The organism is Halobacillus sp. B23F22_5 (genome assembly GCF_043497085.1).
Classification (GTDB): domain Bacteria; phylum Bacillota; class Bacilli; order Bacillales; family Halobacillaceae; genus Thalassobacillus.
Window position 1 is genome coordinate 68,491 of the sequence record NZ_JBIEKI010000002.1, and the last position, 18,095, is coordinate 86,585.

The following is an 18,095-nucleotide window of genomic DNA, read 5'->3' on the forward strand; positions in this document are numbered from 1 at the left end:
TTGGGGAAATTTACCTGTGTCAGCTGGTTTTTTTTATTGAAGGGTGTATGGATCGTCTATGTAACTCTTCTTCAATTAATTCTATAAATTCTTTACTTAGGTTAAGTTCTAATGCTTTGTGGTAGGATTCAATCAACAACTTATCAGTTAAATGCTCCATATAGCGTCACAAAATAGCGTGACGTTCACCTCCAATCAGGTGTGATCAATTTCCAAAACGTATCCTTACTTCATTTGTAACCCAACTTTACCATGAAAGTTGCACCCATACAACAGAGCAGTTATCTACATAAATATGTAGATAACTTGTGTATAATTGTGAATTTATTCATAGGAATCTTGTCAAAGATGTGTGGAAAATGTGTATAAACTTATCCACAGATGAAATTTTGACGTAATTTGTCGAACGATTTTTGGAATTATACTATTTACTTTGAAACATGCGTTGAATTTGTATATGATGGGTAAGGAGTAAAAAAGGCACGGGTAAATAGTGAATGAGGTGAATGAGTTGTTCAATAAATTCTTACCGAATGAACATGTAGATAGTATTTTTGAAATTAGACCTGAAGATTTGAAAGAACGTGGAATTAAAGGCATCATTACGGATTTGGATAACACTTTAGTAGCCTGGGACGTTCCTGAAGCGACACCAGACATCCTGCAGTGGTTCAAAATAATGGATGAACATGGAATCAAGGTAACGATTACTTCAAATAATAAGCAAGAACGTGTCCGGGTTTTTTCACAACCATTGGATACAAGTTTCATTTACAGTGCGAGAAAGCCTTTATCTTATGCTTTTAAAAAAGCTCAAAAGCAAATGGAAATGAGCAAAGAAGAAATTGTGGTCATTGGTGACCAGTTGCTGACTGATGTTCTCGGAGGAAACTTTGCCGGTTTCCATACCATCCTGGTTGTTCCGATTGTAGAAACGGATGGCTTCTTTACACGTTTTAATCGAAAAATTGAGCGCAGGATTCTGAAATGGATGAGAAAAAAAGGGAAACTGACTTGGGAGGAATAAAGATTGACTATTGATATCGTATGCCAGGGATGCGGCGTGAAAATCCAGACGGAACAACCTGATCAGCCAGGATATGCTCCCGCTTCCGCTTTAGAAAGGGAAGAAGTGATTTGCAAGCGGTGCTTTCGATTGAAAAATTATAACGAGGTACAGGATGTACCATACCAGGATGACGATTTCTTACAGATGTTGCACCAAATATCCGAAACTGACAGCCTAATTGTCAATTTGATTGATATTTTTGATTTCAACGGAAGTTTCATACCCGGGCTGGCACGTTTAACAGGGAACAACCCTATTTTATTAGTTGGTAATAAAATGGACGTGCTTCCAAAGTCAGTCAATCATAATAAAGTGAGACAATGGCTTCGTAGGTCTTGTAAAGAATTAGGGATGAAAGTAGAAGATGTTCAATTGATTTCAGCTGCTAAAGGCCAGGGGATAGAAGAGCTGTCAGCAGTCATCGATCGAATGAGAAAAGGAAGGGATGTCTATATTGTAGGCACGACTAATGTAGGAAAGTCTACCTTTATCAATCGTTTGATCAGTCGTACGTATGGAGTGAGTGATGCAATTACTACTTCTTATTTCCCTGGAACGACTCTGGGTTTTATCGATATTCCCCTTGATGATGAGTCATCACTATTCGATACCCCGGGAGTAATTCACCGTCACCAGATCGCTCATTATGTTTCTGATAAAGATTTGAAACTGATTACACCAAAAAAAGAAATCAAGCCCATGGTCTTTCAGCTTAATAATAAACAAACACTTTTCTTAGGTGGGCTGGCACGGATGGACTTTGAAGAAGGAGAACGGAGCTCGTTCATTTGCTATGTGTCTAATGACTTGCCTATCCATCGAACTAAGTTGGAAAACGCGGATGAATTATATAAAAATCACATAGGAGAACTTTTGTCACCTCCCGATGAAACAACTCTCGAGCGATTACCTGAATGGAAGACCACTTCATTTAGAATAGGGAATGATAAAACGGATATCGTAATTTCCGGACTGGGATGGATTACTGTGCCAGAGGGTTCTGTATCAGTGACGATACATGCCCCTCAAGGGGTAAAAGTATCCTTGAGAGAATCTTTAATATAATAAGGGATGTGGAATAATGAAACTAGGTTTGATCGGAAACCCTATCAAGCACTCATTATCACCCTGGATCCATAATCAATTATTGAACCAAGCAAATATTTCAGGGGAGTATAATTTGTATGAGATGGAACCTGGCAGCTTTGCCGAACAGATGGAACTCTTGAGAAAAGAAAGCCTGGCAGGGTTCAATGTAACGGTACCTTTCAAGCAAAAGATCATGAAGGAACTGGACGCCGTGGATGAACAAGCAGAATTAATTGGTGCAGTAAACACTGTCAAAATCGAGGATGGTCAGTGGACAGGATTTAATACTGATGGAAAAGGATTTCTGAATTCTTTACGTGTCAAATACCCGGATATTTGCAACGCTGACTGTAAGGTATTAATACTTGGGGCAGGTGGTGCCGCAAAAGGTATTTTTCACACCTTGGTACATGCAGGTTTCGAAAATATTGACATTGCGAATCGTACAACAGATCGTGTGAAAGAAATGACGAAAAATAATGATACATCTAATGGAGCTGGAATTATTACGCTTGCAGAGGCGGAACAGCGGGTTGCTGATTATGATTTAATTATTCAAACCACCACTGTAGGAATGAAACCTCATGTAGAACAGCAAATCATTTCTCTTAACAATATCCGGGAAGGTACAGTGGTCAGTGACATTGTTTATCAGCCATTAATGACAGCCTTTTTGCAGCAAGCAGCTGAAAACGGGGCAAGAATTCATCAAGGCCATGAAATGCTTCTTTATCAAGCGGTGTATGCCTTTGAAATATGGACAGGGACCTCTCTGGATGAACACGGACTACTAGAAGCACTTGAAGCACAATTGAAAGGAGCATAAATCCATGCTTACAGGAAAACAAAAGCGTTATTTACGCGCTCAAGCTCATCACATGAATCCGATTTTTCAAGTCGGGAAAACCGGTGTCAATGAAAATATGATTGCTCAAATTGACGACGCTCTCGAAAAAAGAGAACTGCTTAAAGTCAGCGTCCTTCAAAATTGTATGGAGGATAAAAATGAAGTGGCAGAAGAATTAGTGCAAGGCACTGGTTCGGAACTTGTGCAAGTCATCGGTAATACGATTGTGTTATATAAGGAATCAGAAGAAAACAAACAAATTGAGCTTCCTTAATAAGGGGAGAGTTATATGAAGCGTGTTGGAATTTTAGGCGGAACCTTTGATCCTCCTCATCTCGGTCATTTGATCATTGCCGAAGAGGTTTATCAAAACTTGAACCTGGATGAGATTTGGTTCATCCCATCGAACCAGCCGCCCCATAAAGCAAATGCCAATGCAGACAATCAAGATCGGCTGGAGATGGTGAAAGCTGCCGTGGCTGGCAATGACCATTTTTCTATTAATGATATTGAATTACGTAGAACTGGTAAATCCTATACCCATGAGACCATTAGCCAACTGAAACAAAGGCACCCGGATATATCGTTTTATTTTATTATCGGAGGAGACATGGTAGAATATTTGCCAAAGTGGCATGCTATCGATAAACTGGTAGAACTTGTTCAGTTTGTGGGAGTGAAGCGTAGCGGATATCCATTAATCAGCCCTTATCCCATTAAAGAAGTCGAGATTCCAGTGATCGAAATATCTTCAACCATGATAAGGGAACGTTTAGGACAGGGGCAGGAAATCAAGTATTTAGCGCCCGATGCTGTGATTGAATATATAAAGGAGCATCGATTATATGAAGCTTGACCGTGATACGGCACTAGAACTTGTAAAAGCTAAACTAAAGAAAGAACGTTTTGAGCATACCATCCGGGTGACAGATACTGCAGTAAAACTTGCGGAAATGTATGGTGCTGATGTGGAGAAAGCCGAGCGAGCTGCAATTTTACACGATTATGCCAAGTATCGAAATAGAGAAGAAATGAAGCGGTGGATCAAATCCGATCCTCGTCTGCCGAAGGATTTATTACACTACCATCATGAATTGTGGCATGGACCCGTTGGGGCAGTGATACTTGAAAAAGAAGCAGGTCTTGATGATACAGAAGTCGCTGCTGCCATTGCTTGCCATACAACTGGTAAAGCAAATATGAACGTATTAGAGAAAGTTATTTTTCTCGCGGATTATATTGAGCCGGGAAGAAAGTTTCCAGGTATTGACGAGGTACGTGACACTGCAAATGAAGATCTTGATAAAGCATGTCTTCAGGCTGCACATAATACGATTTTCTTCTTAATGTCCAAAGGACAAAAAGTTTATCCGGATACACTGCACAACTATAATCATTTAATAAATACAATCACCCGTAAATGAAATGGAGGGATTTGAATGGATAGTAAAGAATTGATGAAACTTGCTGCACAAGCATGTGATGATAAACGTGCGGAAGATATTGTGGTATTGGATATGGCAGAGGTATCTCTTATCGCCGATTACTTTTTGATTTGTGAAGGATCCAATGAACGCCAGGTTCAAGCTATCGCGCGTGAAGTAAAAGAAAAGGCGGAAGAAGCAGGGTTATCTGTTACAAGAATTGAAGGATTTGAACAAGCGCGTTGGATCCTTGTGGACTTAAACGGGGTTATCTGCCATATTTTCCATAAAGACGAGCGAAATTATTATAATCTGGAACGGTTATGGGGAGACGCTCCTACCTTAGCGGTTGAAAGTGTCTGAGTGCCCATGACTTATGGAGAGATGGCATTCGTTTATGATCTTTTGATGCAGGACGTGCCATATGAGGAGTGGGTTTCTTTTACAGAAGACCACTCCTCAGGAAAAAATATTTTAGATATGGGATGCGGCACTGGAGAAATTACTATTCGTCTCGCTGAAAAGGGGTATCAAATGACTGGTGTCGACTTTTCAGAGGATATGCTTTCTATAGCTAACGACAAGACACCTCCTCATGTAAGTATTCACTGGCTTCAACAAGATATCCGAAATTTAGCCGGTTTAACAGACTTTGATACCGTTATCAGTTATTTTGACGTCCTTAACTACATTACATCTCTGGATGATTTAAAGGGCGTCTTCAAGCAAACCTTCGATGTTCTAAAACCGGGCGGCACTTTTATTTTTGATGTGCACTCGCTCGTTCATTTACAAGACAATATGGCTGGAGAAACCTTTGCAGAGGTTTACGATGAAACGACCTATATTTGGTTTTGCGAACCTGGGGAACAAACAGAAACCTTTGTGCATGACTTGACCTTTTTTGTACAAAAACCCGATGGTTCTTACAATCGGTTTGATGAATATCATACCCAGCGTGGATATAGGATAGATCTTTTGAAAAAAGAGTTGAATTCTGCAGGTTTTGTTATCACGGCGGTTTATGCTGATCTAAAGCGGGAACCGGTACATAATGATGAAGAGGGAAATCGTTTGTTTTTTATATGTAAAAGAAAATGAATCACAGGAGATGGCAGCTGTCTCCTGTGATTTTTAAATTTCCACTATGCATCTGGTAATGCTTGAGGTAATATAATATACATAGATTTCAATCCTGCTTCAACATTAATTTATCCGCTTTATGCTTCTTCTGAGTAGCCTGGAACATTTCCTCAAATAAATCGCCGATATTTTGTTCTAACGCGACCAAGCCTTCTCCGGTCACCCCACCTTTAACACTTACCTTTTTCCTTAACGTCTCCAGTGTATAATGATTTTTTGCAAGTAAACTTCCATACCCAATCAGCATTTCTGTAGTTAATTCTGTCGCTATTTCCTCAGGCAATCCAGCTACCTCCCTGGCAGCTTTAATCCACCGCTCCATCAAAAAGCTTATAAAAGCAGGACCACACGAAACAATATCTGAACAAACTCTGATGTATGGTTCCTCAATTTCTATTGGTCGTGAAATGAATTTAAATGTTTGCTTTAATAAAGCTTTCATTTCAGGCTGGACAGACTCTCCAAAACTCATCAACGTCGTCCCTGAGAAAGATCGATTTGTTATCGAAGGGACAATTCTGGCTACCTGGCACGGCAGGGCTTTTTCTAATTCATCTACTCCCACGGGACTGGTAATAGAAATTACACACTGACTATTTCTAATATGAGGTTTTATTTCTGCAAATAATTCTTTCATATCGTGCGGCTTCACACACAGCATGATGATGTCCGATTCAACGATTAAGTCACCTAATTCTTTTTTTATTCCAAGACGAGGATGTCTTTGTTTGAGTTCATAAGCTTTCTCTAATGAACGGTTTGTCACGATCATTTCGTTTGCTTCCAGTGATCCGCTTTCAATCAATGATTCAATGACAATCGTTCCCATGTTTCCGGTCCCAATAACTCCCCAAATCATGTTATACCTCCTTTGTATTATCTATTATTTCATCTATATGAACTTAGCTCGGATTATAGGAAAGGATGTGTTTGATTATATGTATTGGATTAAAAAATATGCCTGGATGGCTGTGGCTGTTGCAGTCGTTATCTGGATGTTGGTGGGAGAAGAAAAAAAGGAAGATGATTTCGCAGTCTCCCATTCACTTGAAGAATCCTCTCCACAAACACCCGACAGTAAAACCTCTATAGAACATGAAAATATAGTCGTTGATGTCAAGGGGGCAGTTGTAAAACCTGGGGTATATGAACTGTCGGCAGGCAGCCGTGTCGCAGATGCGATACAGATGGCTGGAGGAATGAGAAAAGAGGCCGATCCAACCTCGGTAAACCTTGCTCAGCGATTGATTGATGAAATGATGATCATCGTAAATAGTTACGGAAATTTAAAAGAAGAAGGAAGTGAGAGCGTTACAGATGACAAAATCAGAATCAATTATGCAGATGTAAATGAGATTCAACAATTGAATGGAATTGGAGAGTCAAAAGCAAAAGCCATTGTTCAGCATCGTGAAGAAAATGGCCTGTTCCAAACCATGGATGATTTGTTGGATGTTAGTGGGATAGGCGAAAAGACCTTGGAGAATATAGGGGATTCGATTCAGATTCCGTAGTTTATTGACGAAAAAATCCCACCAATGTAAACTTATTTTAAAACCTAGAAAAGGGGACCTATACATAATGGAGCGTATATCATGGGACCAATATTTTATGGCTCAAAGTCATTTGCTGAAAATGAGGAGTACGTGTGAACGTCTCGCTGTCGGCGCTACAATTGTAAGAGATAAGCGGATGATTGCAGGCGGTTATAACGGAAGCGTATCAGGTGGCGTGCATTGTATCGATGAAGGGTGTTATGTCATCGATGGGCATTGTGTCCGGACCATCCACGCTGAAATGAACGCCCTATTACAATGTGCTAAATTCGGAGTAGCTACAGAAGGTGCTGAGATATATGTGACACACTTTCCTTGTCTTCATTGCTGCAAAGCAATTATCCAGGCGGGTATTACAGCTGTCTATTATCATGCTGATTATCGCAACCATCCCTATGCCATTGAGTTATTCCGTGAGGCAGGCGTGAAAACGGAGAAAGTTGAATTGAAAGAATGGCCACTTGATCCGTTGGCAGATAAAAAAGAGGTATAAAGATGCGGGGATACTGGCACATCCTTGCGGTTGCTTTCGTGTTGGGAGGCCTAACTTTTTCTTCCTGGCAGGAAGGCACCGCGATTATTTATATAACGCTGCTAGTGGTATCACTTTTTAAAATGAAGCCGTCTAAGTATATGATGATAATGATAGGCAGCTTCTACCTGCTTGGAAGTTTGATTGTTGCCAAAGATCCTCCTTTACCTGAAAATACTGGTGCTGTCATAACAGGAAAATTGGTGACGATACCAAAAGAAACAGATAATTCGATTGAAGTTGTAATGAAAGTAGCAGATTCAGATCAAAAAATTTTATTGACTGCCTTCCTTGAAAATCCCTCCATTCCTATCACTTCTATTACTGATGACTGGCAACATGGTGCTGTATGCCAGGTCCAGTCCCCTGTTTCACTCCCTCCATCAGCAACAAACCCCGGTGAATTTGATTATCGTGACTACCTGAGAAACAAAGGAATTACCTCCCAAATCATCATTAATGAAACGACACAAATGACTTGTCGTGGCAGCTCGTGGCTAGCCTCTTTGTACGAACAAAGAAAGAAGCTGCTTACGGAATATGAAGAAAACCTACCGGATGATGCTTTTGCCTGGTTGAAGGGGTTAGTGTTTGGAGATACGGATGATTTAGATAAAATGAATATTGACTTATTCCGAAGGTGGAACCTTTCTCACTTACTTGCCATTTCAGGTTTGCATATCGGATTGATGATTGGGTTATTTCTCTTTGTTTTTTATCGCTCAGGGATAATAACGGTTGAAAAAAGCTTCTGGGTCCTATTACTCTTTTTGCCATTATATGCACTGTTTGCAGGTGGGGCTCCTTCTGTATTGAGGGCTGTCACAATGGCATTGCTGGGTATGCTAATAATAAAACTAAAGCTCCAGATACGTATTTTGGATGTGTTAAGCTTATTGATGATAAGTTTTCTGATCGTAAATCCTTTTTATTTCTATCACCTTGGCTTTCAATTTTCTTTCCTTGTAACGTTCGCTATCGTTCTTTCTAATACCTGGTTTAAGCGAACAGCTTCAAAATTGTTTTTGCTTTTACAGGTCAGTCTTTTGAGTCAATTGATCATTTTGCCTTTGCAACTTTTCAACTTCTACCAATTTAATCCTCTTTCTGTCTTCATCAATTTAGTTTACGTGCCCTATTTTTCCTTCTTTGTCATTCCGTTTATGGTTTTCTTAAGTCTCTTTACACTTTTCGTTCCTGGTTTAGCTTTTATAGGAGCCGAAATTTTTCTTGTTATTCATGGCTTTTCCCTGGCAGTCCTGCGGCATGTAGATGCTTATTTATATTATCCCTGGGTAATTGGTAAAATAACACCATTGTTCGGAATCGGGTATTATATGTTATTAGGGTTTATGATGGCAAGGCTTGAAAAAGGAGAGGAAAGGAAAGCTTTTTATGCAGCTATCCTGGTTGTATCCGTGTTAATGTTATATTCGCTGAAACCCTATTTAAGTAAAGAGGGTACCATAACCATGCTGGATATAGGGCAAGGGGACAGTATTGTCGTTGAACTGCCTTATCGTAAAGGTGTGTTCCTGATTGATGCAGCCGGACCTTCTTCTTTTTCTAAAAATCAAAAGAGAATTGCTGAGAATATTATTGGACCGTTTCTTCATGCAAAAGGAATTAGTGAGATAGATGCCATTTTTTTAAGCCATGAAGATTCCGATCATATTGGAAGCGCCCCATATGTAATTGAACAATTTCATGTAAAGAAGCTGGTAACCAGTATATATTTTCAGTTCTCTGATGAATTACAAGCAAAAGTTTCAGAAGCAGAGCTTCCTGTCGTCCAAGTAAAAGGTGGGGAGAAACTTATTTTAAACGGCCAAAGCTTCGGTGTTTTAAATCCTGTGAAGGACTTTGCAGATACAAATGATAATTCTTTAGTGATGCAAGCTTCATTTGGTGCTAATACGTGGCTGTTTACTGGGGACATCTCAGTTGAGGTGGAAGACGAACTTCTCGATGTTTTTCCCGGTCTTCAGATCGATGTGTTGAAAGTTGCCCACCATGGTAGCAATACTTCATCGTCGCAAAAATTTCTGAAAAGTCTTAATGTGAAGATGGCACTTATATCATCCGGAAGAAATAATCGTTATGGTCATCCTCATCAGACAATAATTGAGACGTTGGGACAGCAGGATATAAGCATATTAAGAACAGACCTGCAAGGAGCCATCCAATACAAATACACAGAGGATGATGGTACATTTTATGCCTATTATCCGTACGACAATGAGGAACAGAATCAATAACTTCACCAAAATAAAAAAGGCCGCTTTACCAGCAGCCTACTTACGTAATGGAAATTATGATCCGATTACACTCACGACGACACCGACGAAGAATATAATGAAAAAGAACAAGAACGAGAAAATGAACCCTTTACCTGAGTCAATGACGTCATTATTTTTTGATTGAATATTTTTTTTGAATTCGTTCACTTTTACCCCTCCTATATACCTGTGTTTTAGTATAAGTGATACACACGTAAAAATCCAGATTCAATACCAATTAAATAAAAAAACTATCCATTTTTTTGTTTGCCTGTGTTAGCAAGAGTTGTCATCTATAGTTTGCGTCCTTTTGGTCAATCTAAAACCAAGGGACAACATCGCCGCCCGGTCTTTCACCCGGGTATGGATCGGACGGCGTTCATATAGATTGTTCAGGCACCTCGTTCTTAAAGATTTTTGACAAGGCTTCCTAACCGGCATAAAATAAGAACATTGAGTTCCATTTATGGGTAGGGATGGACGAGGTGCCTGTCACATTTATCAAGTAAGCTGGGGTGTAACAAAACAATGAACTATATGGATACACTGAAAAAAATTAACAAAAAACAATTTTCTTCGATATATTTATTATATGGAACAGAATCATACTTAATCCAGGATATTAAACAAAAAATACTTAAACATGCACTTTCAGAGGAAGATCAGGATGTAAATGTATCTTATTATGATTTAGAAGAAGTGCCGATAGAAGACGTGGTTACTGATGCAGAGACCTATCCTTTTTTTGGAGACCGGAAAGTCATTATTGCAGATAATCCCGTTTTTATGAAAGCAAAACCGGACAAGCTGCCATTCGAACATGATACAGATGTGTTTCAAAAGTACCTTGAAAATCCAGTCGATTATTCTATTTTGGTAATTACAGCCCCATATGAAAAATTGGATGAACGTAAAAAAATATTTAAACAATTTAAAAAATATGGAGAAGTTGTACCCTGCCAGCCGGTAAGGGAATGGAACATGGATGAATGGATTCAATCACTTGCAAAAGAAATGGGCATTCAGGTTCCTAAAGAACTTCATGAATTATTTATACAAGAAATTGGAACGAACTTAATGGTACTTAGAAGTGAAATGGAAAAATTAGCGCTGAACGCTGAAGAAGATGGGGTGGTAACGAGAGAAATGGCAGAATCGTTACTTTCTCATAGTGCTGAAGCTTCCGGATTGAAATTAGTTGATGCTGTAATGGAAAGGGATCTTTCCAAAGCCATTCATTTATATAAGGATCTGATTCGTATGAATGAAGATCCGATAGCTTTGACTGCTTTGCTTGCTTCGCAATTCCGGATTATTTTTCAAGCAAAGATTTTAAAACAGAAAGGCTATGCTCAAAATCAGATGAGGCAATACATACAAGCGCACCCTTATGTAATCAAGATGGCAATGAAAAGAGAACAATACTTCAGCTTGCATGAACTTGAACAGATCATGGATCAGCTTACAGAAACAGACCAGCAGATAAAACAAGGAAAAGTAGAGAAAAGTCTGGCGTTTGAATTACTGCTATATCGAATGATCCATATTAAACGGATGGATAGCAAAATTGGATGAAGTGTAAAAAAAGAGCTGCATGGACGATAATCATATCGTTTCATGCAGCTCTTTTTTTGAGCTAAGCCATTATTTTCTTGCAAAATGAAAACGACCCTGGCAAGAGTCGCTTGTTGGTCATAAAAAAAGCAAGCCTACAGGCTGTTTACTTTTTTAGCTAGGCGAGATTTTTGACGGTTACCGTTATTTTGGTGGACAATCCCTTTTTGAACGGCTTTATCAATGTTTTTCGTTGCAGTTTGTAAAGCGCTCTTCGCACCTTCTGCATCATTGTTTGCTACTAATTTTTCCACACGCTTAACTGCTGTACGCATGTCCCCTTTGTATACAAGGTTTTGAGCGCGACGGTCATTAGTTGTACGAACACGTTTAACTGCGGATTTAATGTTTGGCATGATTTCACCTCCTAGGTAAAAACATAAGACTCATTCATATCGAACAAGAGTCATTTTACCAAAGCCATCACTAGTTTTCAATAGGTTTATCATTGTAGGAAAAGAAAAGGTATAAAATTCTTGAACCTGCTTCAAGCTAGATAGCAAAAAGGAGGCAGGTTTATGGGTGATAACAATATCAAATTCACCGTACGTACGGACCTTGCAATCGAAGCTAGAGATATGTATGTCGAGGATGAACAGCAAGAGCAATCTCCTAAAGGCGTAGAGGTAGAAGAGAAAACCGTTGATGACATAAAGGTTACATATGTCACCATCGATGAAGCTGCGGAAGAAAGACTCGGTAAAAAGGCGGGAAACTACATTACCCTTGAATCCAAAGCCATACGAAACCAGGATACTGATATGCAAAAGCGGCTCTCGGTCGTACTGGCAGAGCAGCTTGGAGAATTGTTTAAACTGAATGATATAAAAGCAGGACAGACGTGTATGGTGGTCGGACTCGGGAATCATAATGTCACTCCTGATGCGTTAGGACCAATGGCTATGGAGAAAGTTATGGTAACCACCCACTTATTTAAATTACATCCGGAAACAGTTGCGGAAGGCTATCGACCTGTGGCAGCAATCACTCCAGGGGTAATGGGGGTTACTGGAGTCGAAACGAGCGATATCATTTTGGGAGTACTGGAAAAAACAAAGCCAGACTTTGTGATTGCAATCGATGCGTTGGCCTCAAGGTCCATTGACCGTATCAATGCTACCATCCAATTATCAGATACAGGTATCCATCCAGGATCAGGAGTAGGGAACAAAAGAAAAGAATTGAGTAAATCGACGTTGAACATCCCGGTAATAGCAGTTGGGGTTCCGACCGTTGTGGATGCTGTTACGATTACGAATGATACCATTGATTACCTGTTGAAGCATATGGGCAGGGAGTGGCGCGAGAAAGATGACCCATCTAAATCTCTCACGCCCGCGCGGATGACTTTTGGCGAGAAGACATTACGTGAAGAGGATTTGCCTGACCTGGATCAACGGAAAGCTATTCTTGGGATGGTAGGCGGCCTGGAAACGCATGAGAAACGCCAATTGATAGAGGAAGTATTATCTCCGATCGGTCACAACCTGATGGTAACCCCTAAGGAAGTAGATGGATTCATGAAAGATATGGCGCATGTGATAGCCTCGGGAATCAATGCAGCTCTTCATGAAAGAGTTAAAGGAGATGAAGCACAATCCTTTACGAGGTAGTGTTGATAGAAAGTTGATAGAGTAATGTTCTATTTTGGTTGTCTCTTCATAGACTTTAGTAAACAGCCTTAAGGTCATGAAGGGATTGGGACGATGAAAAAAATAAGACGACAGCCGCCATTCCAGTATTATAAATTCAATAGGCTATCAAAACGGGCTGGATCCCTGGTAGGAGCAATGCTTGCATTATTGTTGATTATCGGGGCATTGACCAGTGTGAAGCCTACTTATCGCATCTATTCTGAGACAATCCAAGGTTGGACCAGTCAAATCGAAGGACCTTCTTTTCTCTACTTATTCAGCATGGAAAACAGATTATTCGAAGCAGCATATCCTGAAAATATAACTCCCCCAAACTTGTCGACTATGGGTTTTCATCTGGCTACAAGTTTGACACCGAACGACCCGCGAAGTCTGTTGGGAAGGGAATTACCCGGGCTTGATACCTATCATGGAGAAATTCTTGTGGCGGGTGAAGGTACAGATTATACCAATTTACCGGTAGAGTCGCATCCACCACTTGATGTCGTTCTTGAAGATAGAGAAGCAGTCGATACGGAAGATGAAGAACCCATGGAAGATCCATCCAGAGAAGGAGATGCCCCATCAACTGGCGGGCGAGATGTAGTACTTATTTACAACACCCATAACCGTGAATCTTTTCTTCCTCATTTAGCAAAAGGGACAGAGCATGCATACCATGATGAAGTAAATATCACGAAAGTTAGTGACCGACTGGCAAAGTCTTTGGAAGCAAATGGAATTGGTGCTGAAGTACTTACACAAGATGTCACTCAATATGCCAGGGATAAAGACATGGCACCCTACGATGCCTCTCGAGCGCTAGTATCGGAAGTGATGGGGTCAAGTCAGGATGTTCAGTATATATTCGATCTTCATCGTGACGCAGTACCAAGAGATATTACCACTACGGATATCAATGGAGAAACATATGCGAAAACGATTTTTGTTATTGGGGCGGAACATCCCTCCTTTGAAAAGAATGCAAGGCTGGCAGCTGATCTCCATGACATGCTTCAAGAAAAATATCCTGGTTTAAGTCGAGGTGTCATCAAAAAGAAAGGGAATGGAGTAGATGGTAAATACAATCAGGATCTCTCTGAAAATGCGATACTCGTTGAATTTGGGGGACATGAAAATAGCCTGGAAGAAGTTTATCGGACTGCGGATGCAGTAGCGGAAATTTTCAGTGATTATTACTGGAATGCAGAAAAAGTTTCAGGCGACTAAATAACAGGAGGTGGTCGTAGTGTTAAAATATCTTCTTTTCATTTGTATGATGATCGTACTGTTTTTAGGTGGTGCTCTATTTGGCATCAACCAGGCTAGTGAAGGCGTCATTCAGACAAGGGGTTATACGACTGACCACCTAAAAGAAGCGTTGTCCGTGGAACAGACAGGCCAGGATAAATATGATGTAACTGTAATGGGAATACCGGTTGAACAGCAAAATGTGGAAGCGAAGATTAATCTTTATAAAGATCAAGCTGCCCATTCCAGTGTTCAACTGGCAGAATTGTTGGGTGGGGGTGTTTCCAAAATATACGATGTGGTAATAACCGCAGCAGCCAATATTGTGGAGCCATTATTCTGAATGCATACATAAAGCAGTCCATTTGATGGGCTGCTTTATTATTTGAGAAATTATAAATTATTCTAAAGGTGGCGAAGTGGAAAATCGTTACGCCTACGTGTTTCCAATATCTCTTCTTAATTATTCCGGTTACCATGCCACTTACCGTGGACTTCCGCTTTTGATGATTGAATAATCGCTTGGCTATTGCTATAATCTATGCTAGTTATCGTTCGTAAAAATAGTAGGAGTGGATTGTAATTGGCAAGTAATCAAAGACAACAGCGTGTGAGGAATTTTTCGATCATTGCTCACATTGATCATGGAAAATCGACTTTAGCTGATCGGATATTAGAAAAAACTAAAGCGTTGACGCAGCGTGAAATGAAAGAGCAATTCCTTGATGCCATGGATTTGGAGCGGGAACGGGGAATTACGATAAAATTGAATGCTGTACAACTGAATTATAAACAAGACGATGAAGACTATATCTTTCATTTAATAGATACACCAGGGCACGTCGACTTCACTTATGAAGTCTCGCGTAGTCTAGCCGCCTGTGAAGGTGCCATCCTGGTCGTGGATGCTGCCCAGGGCATAGAAGCCCAGACATTGGCGAATGTTTATTTAGCATTGGAGAACGATCTCGAAATCATTCCTGTCATTAACAAAATCGATCTGCCTAGTGCAGACCCTGAGCGGGTTAAACAGGAAATCGAAGATGTGATAGGTATTGATGCCTCTGATGCTATCCTTGCTTCTGCTAAGGATGGAAAAGGTATAGATGAGATTTTACAAAGAATCGTGAGTGATATTCCAGCGCCTGAAGGTAATGTCGAAGAGCCGCTGAAAGCACTAATATTCGATTCCTTATATGACCCGTACCGTGGTGTCATCGCCTATGTATGTATAAAGGAAGGGTCTGTCAAAGTCGGCGATAAAATCAAAATGATGGCTACAGGAAAAGAGTTTGAAGTGAATGAAGTAGGTGTTTTTAAGCCGAAACCAGCTCCACTAGATGAATTGACAGTCGGGGATGTCGGTTATTTGACCGCTTCGATTAAAAATGTAGGAGACAGTCAGGTAGGTGATACGATCACACTTGCCAACAAGCAGGCTGCTGAACCTCTGCCTGGATATAAACGGCTCAATCCAATGGTTTTCTGTGGGATGTATCCTGTGGATGCCAATCGGTACAATGATCTTCGTGAAGCGCTGGAGCGTCTGGAATTGAATGATTCCTCTTTACAATATGAAGCAGAAACCTCACAAGCACTAGGGTTCGGGTTCCGGACTGGGTTCCTGGGTATGCTTCATATGGAAATCATCCAGGAGCGAATCGAAAGGGAATTCGGTATTGACCTGATCACCACTGCTCCAAGTGTTATTTACCAGGTAGCATTGACAGATGGAAGTGAGATACAAGTCGATAACCCTTCAATGATGCCAGATAACCAAAAAATTCAGGAAGTACGGGAACCGTTCGTTAAAGCGACAATTATGGTGCCGAATGATTATGTCGGGCCGGTTATGGAGATTTGTCAGAAGAAACGTGGTGATTTCAAAGACATGCAATACCTGGATGAAAATCGGGTCAATGTCGTCTATGAAATTCCTTTATCAGAAATCGTTTATGATTTCTTCGACGCGCTTAAGTCCAAAACTAAAGGGTATGCTTCCTTTGATTATGAGTTAATCGGGTACAAGGAATCCAACCTTGTAAAAATGGATATCCTATTAAATGGAGATACCATTGATGCACTTTCCTTCATTGTCCATAAGGACTTTGCGTACGAGCGAGGAAAGCAAATCGTTGAAAAGCTGAAGAATCTCATTCCAAGACAGCAATTTGAGGTACCAGTACAGGCGACGATCGGCAACAAAGTAGTGGCTCGTTCTACCATCAAAGCCATGAGAAAGAACGTATTATCGAAATGTTATGGGGGAGATATATCCCGTAAACGTAAGCTGTTAGAAAAGCAAAAAGAAGGTAAGAAACGGATGAAGATGGTCGGTTCTGTAGAAGTGCCACAGGAAGCCTTCATGTCCGTGCTGGAAATGGATGACGACGATAATTAATAAGCCGAAAAACCGCAGGAAGCTTTTCTTGCGGTTTTCGTTATGAAAGGCGGTAAACCGATGCAGATACCATCTGTATATATTCATATTCCCTTTTGTCAGCAAATCTGTCATTACTGTGACTTCACAAAGTTTTTCTATAATGAAAAGCTGGCAGATGATTATCTGAATGCATTAGAGAAGGAAATGCAACATTATGTTTTAAAGGAAAAAATCACACCAGATACTATTTTTGTTGGAGGCGGCACGCCGACAGCTCTCTCGCAGGCCCAGTTGAAAAAGCTTCTTTTTATCATCGATCGCTACCATGATATAGAATCGTGCAGAGAATACACATTTGAGGCGAATCCGGGTGACCTTGACGAAGAAAAAGTCAAAATGTTGAAAGCCTTCGGTGTCAACCGGATCTCTTTAGGTGTGCAGGTATTCGATGATGACATGCTTGAAAAGATTGGGCGTCTTCATAAAGTGAAAGATGTCTATACTAATATCGAACGTCTTTTGAGCATAGGTTTGACTAACATTAGCATCGATTTGATCTATGCACTCCCGGGACAAACTGTAAAACAATTTGAACAGACTGTAGATGAGGCACTGGAGTTCGACCTTCCGCATTATTCTTCCTATTCATTACAAATCGAGCCGAAGACAGTGTTTTATCAACGCTATAAAAAGGGCAAATTAAGCAAGCCTCCAGAGGAATCAGAAGCAGCGATGTATGAGTTGCTGCAAGATAAAATGACTGCGAACGGCAAGCATCAGTACGAAATTAGCAACTTTGCTGAACCGGGATATGAGAGCAGGCACAACCTTACTTATTGGAATAATGAATTTTATTACGGATTCGGTGCAGGTGCTCATGGATATTTGCCTGGAAGGCGGATTGTGAACCTTCGTCCTCTTCCTGCTTATATCAGGCAAGCAACAGACAATGGCAGGCCTGTGCTTCATGAGGAGCCTATCGGCATAAAAGAACGAATGGAAGAAGAAATGTTTCTGGGGCTTCGGAAGACAGAGGGAGTGGACATGCACAGGTTCGAATTTAAATTCGGAAAAAAAATCGAGCAGATATTCGGAGATGCAATACCTAATTTGCAGGAACGCGATCTGCTCACAAAAACAACGGATAAAATCGCTTTGACGGAAAAAGGCCGCATCCTTGGTAATGAGGTATTTCAGGAGTTTTTATTAGAAGATAAAGATATATGAAAAAATCAAGGTAAAGTCGTTGACATTGGAAAACGCATTTGATAATT

The 18,095-nt window shown here is 40.4% G+C and carries 21 protein-coding genes; 17 read left to right on the plus strand and 4 right to left on the minus strand.

Translation table 11 applies throughout. From position 1 onward, the window contains the following. Positions 1–19: 19 nt before the first annotated feature. Positions 20–160, minus strand: a complete 141-nt coding sequence (gene sda, locus ACGTN9_RS03630) for a sporulation histidine kinase inhibitor Sda (protein WP_499590655.1) — start codon at positions 158–160, stop codon at positions 20–22. A gap of 351 nt (positions 161–511) precedes the next feature. Here sda and ACGTN9_RS03635 point away from each other — a divergent pair, with 351 nt between their 5' ends. Genes ACGTN9_RS03635 through ACGTN9_RS03670 form a run of 8 tightly spaced genes read left to right on the plus strand, consistent with a single transcriptional unit; the run spans position 512 to position 5,530 of the window. After that, positions 512–1,027, plus strand: a complete 516-nt coding sequence (locus ACGTN9_RS03635; protein ID WP_499590657.1) for a YqeG family HAD IIIA-type phosphatase — start codon at positions 512–514, stop codon at positions 1,025–1,027. Between the two features lie 3 nt (positions 1,028–1,030). Then, the gene (gene yqeH / locus ACGTN9_RS03640) at positions 1,031–2,134 is read left to right on the plus strand and encodes a ribosome biogenesis GTPase YqeH (RefSeq protein ID WP_499590659.1); all 1,104 of its coding nucleotides are present in this window, start codon (positions 1,031–1,033) and stop codon (positions 2,132–2,134) included. 16 nt (positions 2,135–2,150) lie between these two features. After that, the gene (gene aroE, locus ACGTN9_RS03645) at positions 2,151–2,984 is read left to right on the plus strand and encodes a shikimate dehydrogenase (RefSeq protein WP_499590661.1); all 834 of its coding nucleotides are present in this window, start codon (positions 2,151–2,153) and stop codon (positions 2,982–2,984) included. 4 nt (positions 2,985–2,988) lie between these two features. Next, a complete protein-coding gene (gene yhbY, locus ACGTN9_RS03650) occupies positions 2,989–3,279 on the plus strand; it encodes a ribosome assembly RNA-binding protein YhbY (RefSeq protein WP_499590663.1) in 291 nt (96 codons plus the stop codon). 15 nt (positions 3,280–3,294) lie between these two features. Further along, positions 3,295–3,861 (plus strand): nicotinate-nucleotide adenylyltransferase, encoded by a 567-nt coding sequence (locus ACGTN9_RS03655; RefSeq protein ID WP_499590665.1) that lies wholly within the window; start codon positions 3,295–3,297, stop codon positions 3,859–3,861. Continuing rightward, positions 3,851–4,429 (plus strand): bis(5'-nucleosyl)-tetraphosphatase (symmetrical) YqeK, encoded by a 579-nt coding sequence (gene yqeK / locus ACGTN9_RS03660; RefSeq protein ID WP_499590667.1) that lies wholly within the window; start codon positions 3,851–3,853, stop codon positions 4,427–4,429. The genes ACGTN9_RS03655 and yqeK overlap by 11 nt, the downstream gene beginning before the upstream one ends. A 15-nt stretch (positions 4,430–4,444) precedes the next feature. After that, positions 4,445–4,792 carry a ribosome silencing factor gene (gene rsfS, locus ACGTN9_RS03665; RefSeq protein WP_499590669.1) on the plus strand — a complete coding sequence of 116 codons (348 nt, stop codon included), beginning with the start codon at positions 4,445–4,447 and terminating at the stop codon, positions 4,790–4,792. Positions 4,793–4,837: 45 nt separating this feature from the next. Further along, on the plus strand, positions 4,838–5,530 hold the full coding sequence (locus ACGTN9_RS03670; protein WP_499591273.1) for a class I SAM-dependent DNA methyltransferase: 693 nt from the start codon (positions 4,838–4,840) through the stop codon (positions 5,528–5,530). An 88-nt stretch (positions 5,531–5,618) separates the two neighbouring features. Here ACGTN9_RS03670 and comER read toward each other — a convergent pair whose 3' ends face one another. Next, positions 5,619–6,431 carry a late competence protein ComER gene (gene comER, locus ACGTN9_RS03675; RefSeq protein ID WP_499590671.1) on the minus strand — a complete coding sequence of 271 codons (813 nt, stop codon included), beginning with the start codon at positions 6,429–6,431 and terminating at the stop codon, positions 5,619–5,621. Between the two features lie 79 nt (positions 6,432–6,510). Here comER and ACGTN9_RS03680 point away from each other — a divergent pair, with 79 nt between their 5' ends. The 3 genes from ACGTN9_RS03680 (at position 6,511) to ACGTN9_RS03690 (ending at position 9,918) form a co-directional block, all read left to right on the plus strand. Further along, entirely contained in the window at positions 6,511–7,086 is a 576-nt protein-coding gene (locus ACGTN9_RS03680) for a helix-hairpin-helix domain-containing protein (RefSeq protein ID WP_499590673.1), read from the plus strand. Positions 7,087–7,153: 67 nt separating this feature from the next. Continuing rightward, positions 7,154–7,621, plus strand: coding sequence for a ComE operon protein 2 (locus tag ACGTN9_RS03685; protein ID WP_499590675.1), 468 nt, complete (start codon positions 7,154–7,156; stop codon positions 7,619–7,621). A 2-nt stretch (positions 7,622–7,623) separates the two neighbouring features. After that, complete coding sequence (locus tag ACGTN9_RS03690; RefSeq protein ID WP_499590677.1) at positions 7,624–9,918, plus strand: DNA internalization-related competence protein ComEC/Rec2; 2,295 nt, start codon at positions 7,624–7,626, stop codon at positions 9,916–9,918. 54 nt (positions 9,919–9,972) lie between these two features. Here ACGTN9_RS03690 and ACGTN9_RS03695 read toward each other — a convergent pair whose 3' ends face one another. Then, positions 9,973–10,107 (minus strand): YqzM family protein, encoded by a 135-nt coding sequence (locus tag ACGTN9_RS03695; RefSeq protein WP_028783276.1) that lies wholly within the window; start codon positions 10,105–10,107, stop codon positions 9,973–9,975. Between the two features lie 360 nt (positions 10,108–10,467). Here ACGTN9_RS03695 and holA point away from each other — a divergent pair, with 360 nt between their 5' ends. After that, positions 10,468–11,514, plus strand: coding sequence for a DNA polymerase III subunit delta (gene holA, locus ACGTN9_RS03700; RefSeq protein ID WP_499590679.1), 1,047 nt, complete (start codon positions 10,468–10,470; stop codon positions 11,512–11,514). Between the two features lie 134 nt (positions 11,515–11,648). On the opposite strand, the gene rpsT is transcribed toward holA, so the two are convergent. After that, positions 11,649–11,909, minus strand: coding sequence for a 30S ribosomal protein S20 (rpsT, locus tag ACGTN9_RS03705; protein ID WP_028783274.1), 261 nt, complete (start codon positions 11,907–11,909; stop codon positions 11,649–11,651). A gap of 162 nt (positions 11,910–12,071) precedes the next feature. On the opposite strand from rpsT, the gene gpr reads away from it, so the two are divergent. The 5 genes from gpr (at position 12,072) to hemW (ending at position 18,048) form a co-directional block, all read left to right on the plus strand. Then, positions 12,072–13,166 carry a GPR endopeptidase gene (gpr, locus tag ACGTN9_RS03710; RefSeq protein ID WP_499590681.1) on the plus strand — a complete coding sequence of 365 codons (1,095 nt, stop codon included), beginning with the start codon at positions 12,072–12,074 and terminating at the stop codon, positions 13,164–13,166. A 93-nt stretch (positions 13,167–13,259) separates the two neighbouring features. Further along, positions 13,260–14,417 carry a stage II sporulation protein P gene (spoIIP, locus tag ACGTN9_RS03715; protein WP_499590683.1) on the plus strand — a complete coding sequence of 386 codons (1,158 nt, stop codon included), beginning with the start codon at positions 13,260–13,262 and terminating at the stop codon, positions 14,415–14,417. 19 nt (positions 14,418–14,436) lie between these two features. Next, a complete protein-coding gene (locus ACGTN9_RS03720; protein WP_499590685.1) occupies positions 14,437–14,781 on the plus strand; it encodes a DUF3679 domain-containing protein in 345 nt (114 codons plus the stop codon). Positions 14,782–15,021: 240 nt separating this feature from the next. Then, positions 15,022–16,839, plus strand: a complete 1,818-nt coding sequence (gene lepA, locus ACGTN9_RS03725; RefSeq protein WP_499590687.1) for a translation elongation factor 4 — start codon at positions 15,022–15,024, stop codon at positions 16,837–16,839. A gap of 60 nt (positions 16,840–16,899) precedes the next feature. Continuing rightward, on the plus strand, positions 16,900–18,048 hold the full coding sequence (gene hemW / locus ACGTN9_RS03730; protein WP_499591275.1) for a radical SAM family heme chaperone HemW: 1,149 nt from the start codon (positions 16,900–16,902) through the stop codon (positions 18,046–18,048). The last annotated feature ends 47 nt before the right edge of the window (positions 18,049–18,095 follow it).

Coding starts and splice junctions, on each gene's coding strand:
- sda (WP_499590655.1), bottom strand. CDS start 160: ATGGAGCATTTAACTGATAAGTTGTTGATTGAATCCTACCACAAAGCA.
- aroE (WP_499590661.1), top strand. CDS start 2,151: ATGAAACTAGGTTTGATCGGAAACCCTATCAAGCACTCATTATCACCC.
- yhbY (WP_499590663.1), top strand. CDS start 2,989: ATGCTTACAGGAAAACAAAAGCGTTATTTACGCGCTCAAGCTCATCAC.
- ACGTN9_RS03655 (WP_499590665.1), top strand. CDS start 3,295: ATGAAGCGTGTTGGAATTTTAGGCGGAACCTTTGATCCTCCTCATCTC.
- yqeK (WP_499590667.1), top strand. CDS start 3,851: ATGAAGCTTGACCGTGATACGGCACTAGAACTTGTAAAAGCTAAACTA.
- rsfS (WP_499590669.1), top strand. CDS start 4,445: ATGGATAGTAAAGAATTGATGAAACTTGCTGCACAAGCATGTGATGAT.
- ACGTN9_RS03670 (WP_499591273.1), top strand. CDS start 4,838: ATGCAGGACGTGCCATATGAGGAGTGGGTTTCTTTTACAGAAGACCAC.
- comER (WP_499590671.1), bottom strand. CDS start 6,431: ATGATTTGGGGAGTTATTGGGACCGGAAACATGGGAACGATTGTCATT.
- ACGTN9_RS03680 (WP_499590673.1), top strand. CDS start 6,511: ATGTATTGGATTAAAAAATATGCCTGGATGGCTGTGGCTGTTGCAGTC.
- ACGTN9_RS03685 (WP_499590675.1), top strand. CDS start 7,154: ATGGAGCGTATATCATGGGACCAATATTTTATGGCTCAAAGTCATTTG.
- ACGTN9_RS03690 (WP_499590677.1), top strand. CDS start 7,624: ATGCGGGGATACTGGCACATCCTTGCGGTTGCTTTCGTGTTGGGAGGC.
- holA (WP_499590679.1), top strand. CDS start 10,468: ATGAACTATATGGATACACTGAAAAAAATTAACAAAAAACAATTTTCT.
- rpsT (WP_028783274.1), bottom strand. CDS start 11,909: ATGCCAAACATTAAATCCGCAGTTAAACGTGTTCGTACAACTAATGAC.
- gpr (WP_499590681.1), top strand. CDS start 12,072: ATGGGTGATAACAATATCAAATTCACCGTACGTACGGACCTTGCAATC.
- spoIIP (WP_499590683.1), top strand. CDS start 13,260: ATGAAAAAAATAAGACGACAGCCGCCATTCCAGTATTATAAATTCAAT.
- hemW (WP_499591275.1), top strand. CDS start 16,900: ATGCAGATACCATCTGTATATATTCATATTCCCTTTTGTCAGCAAATC.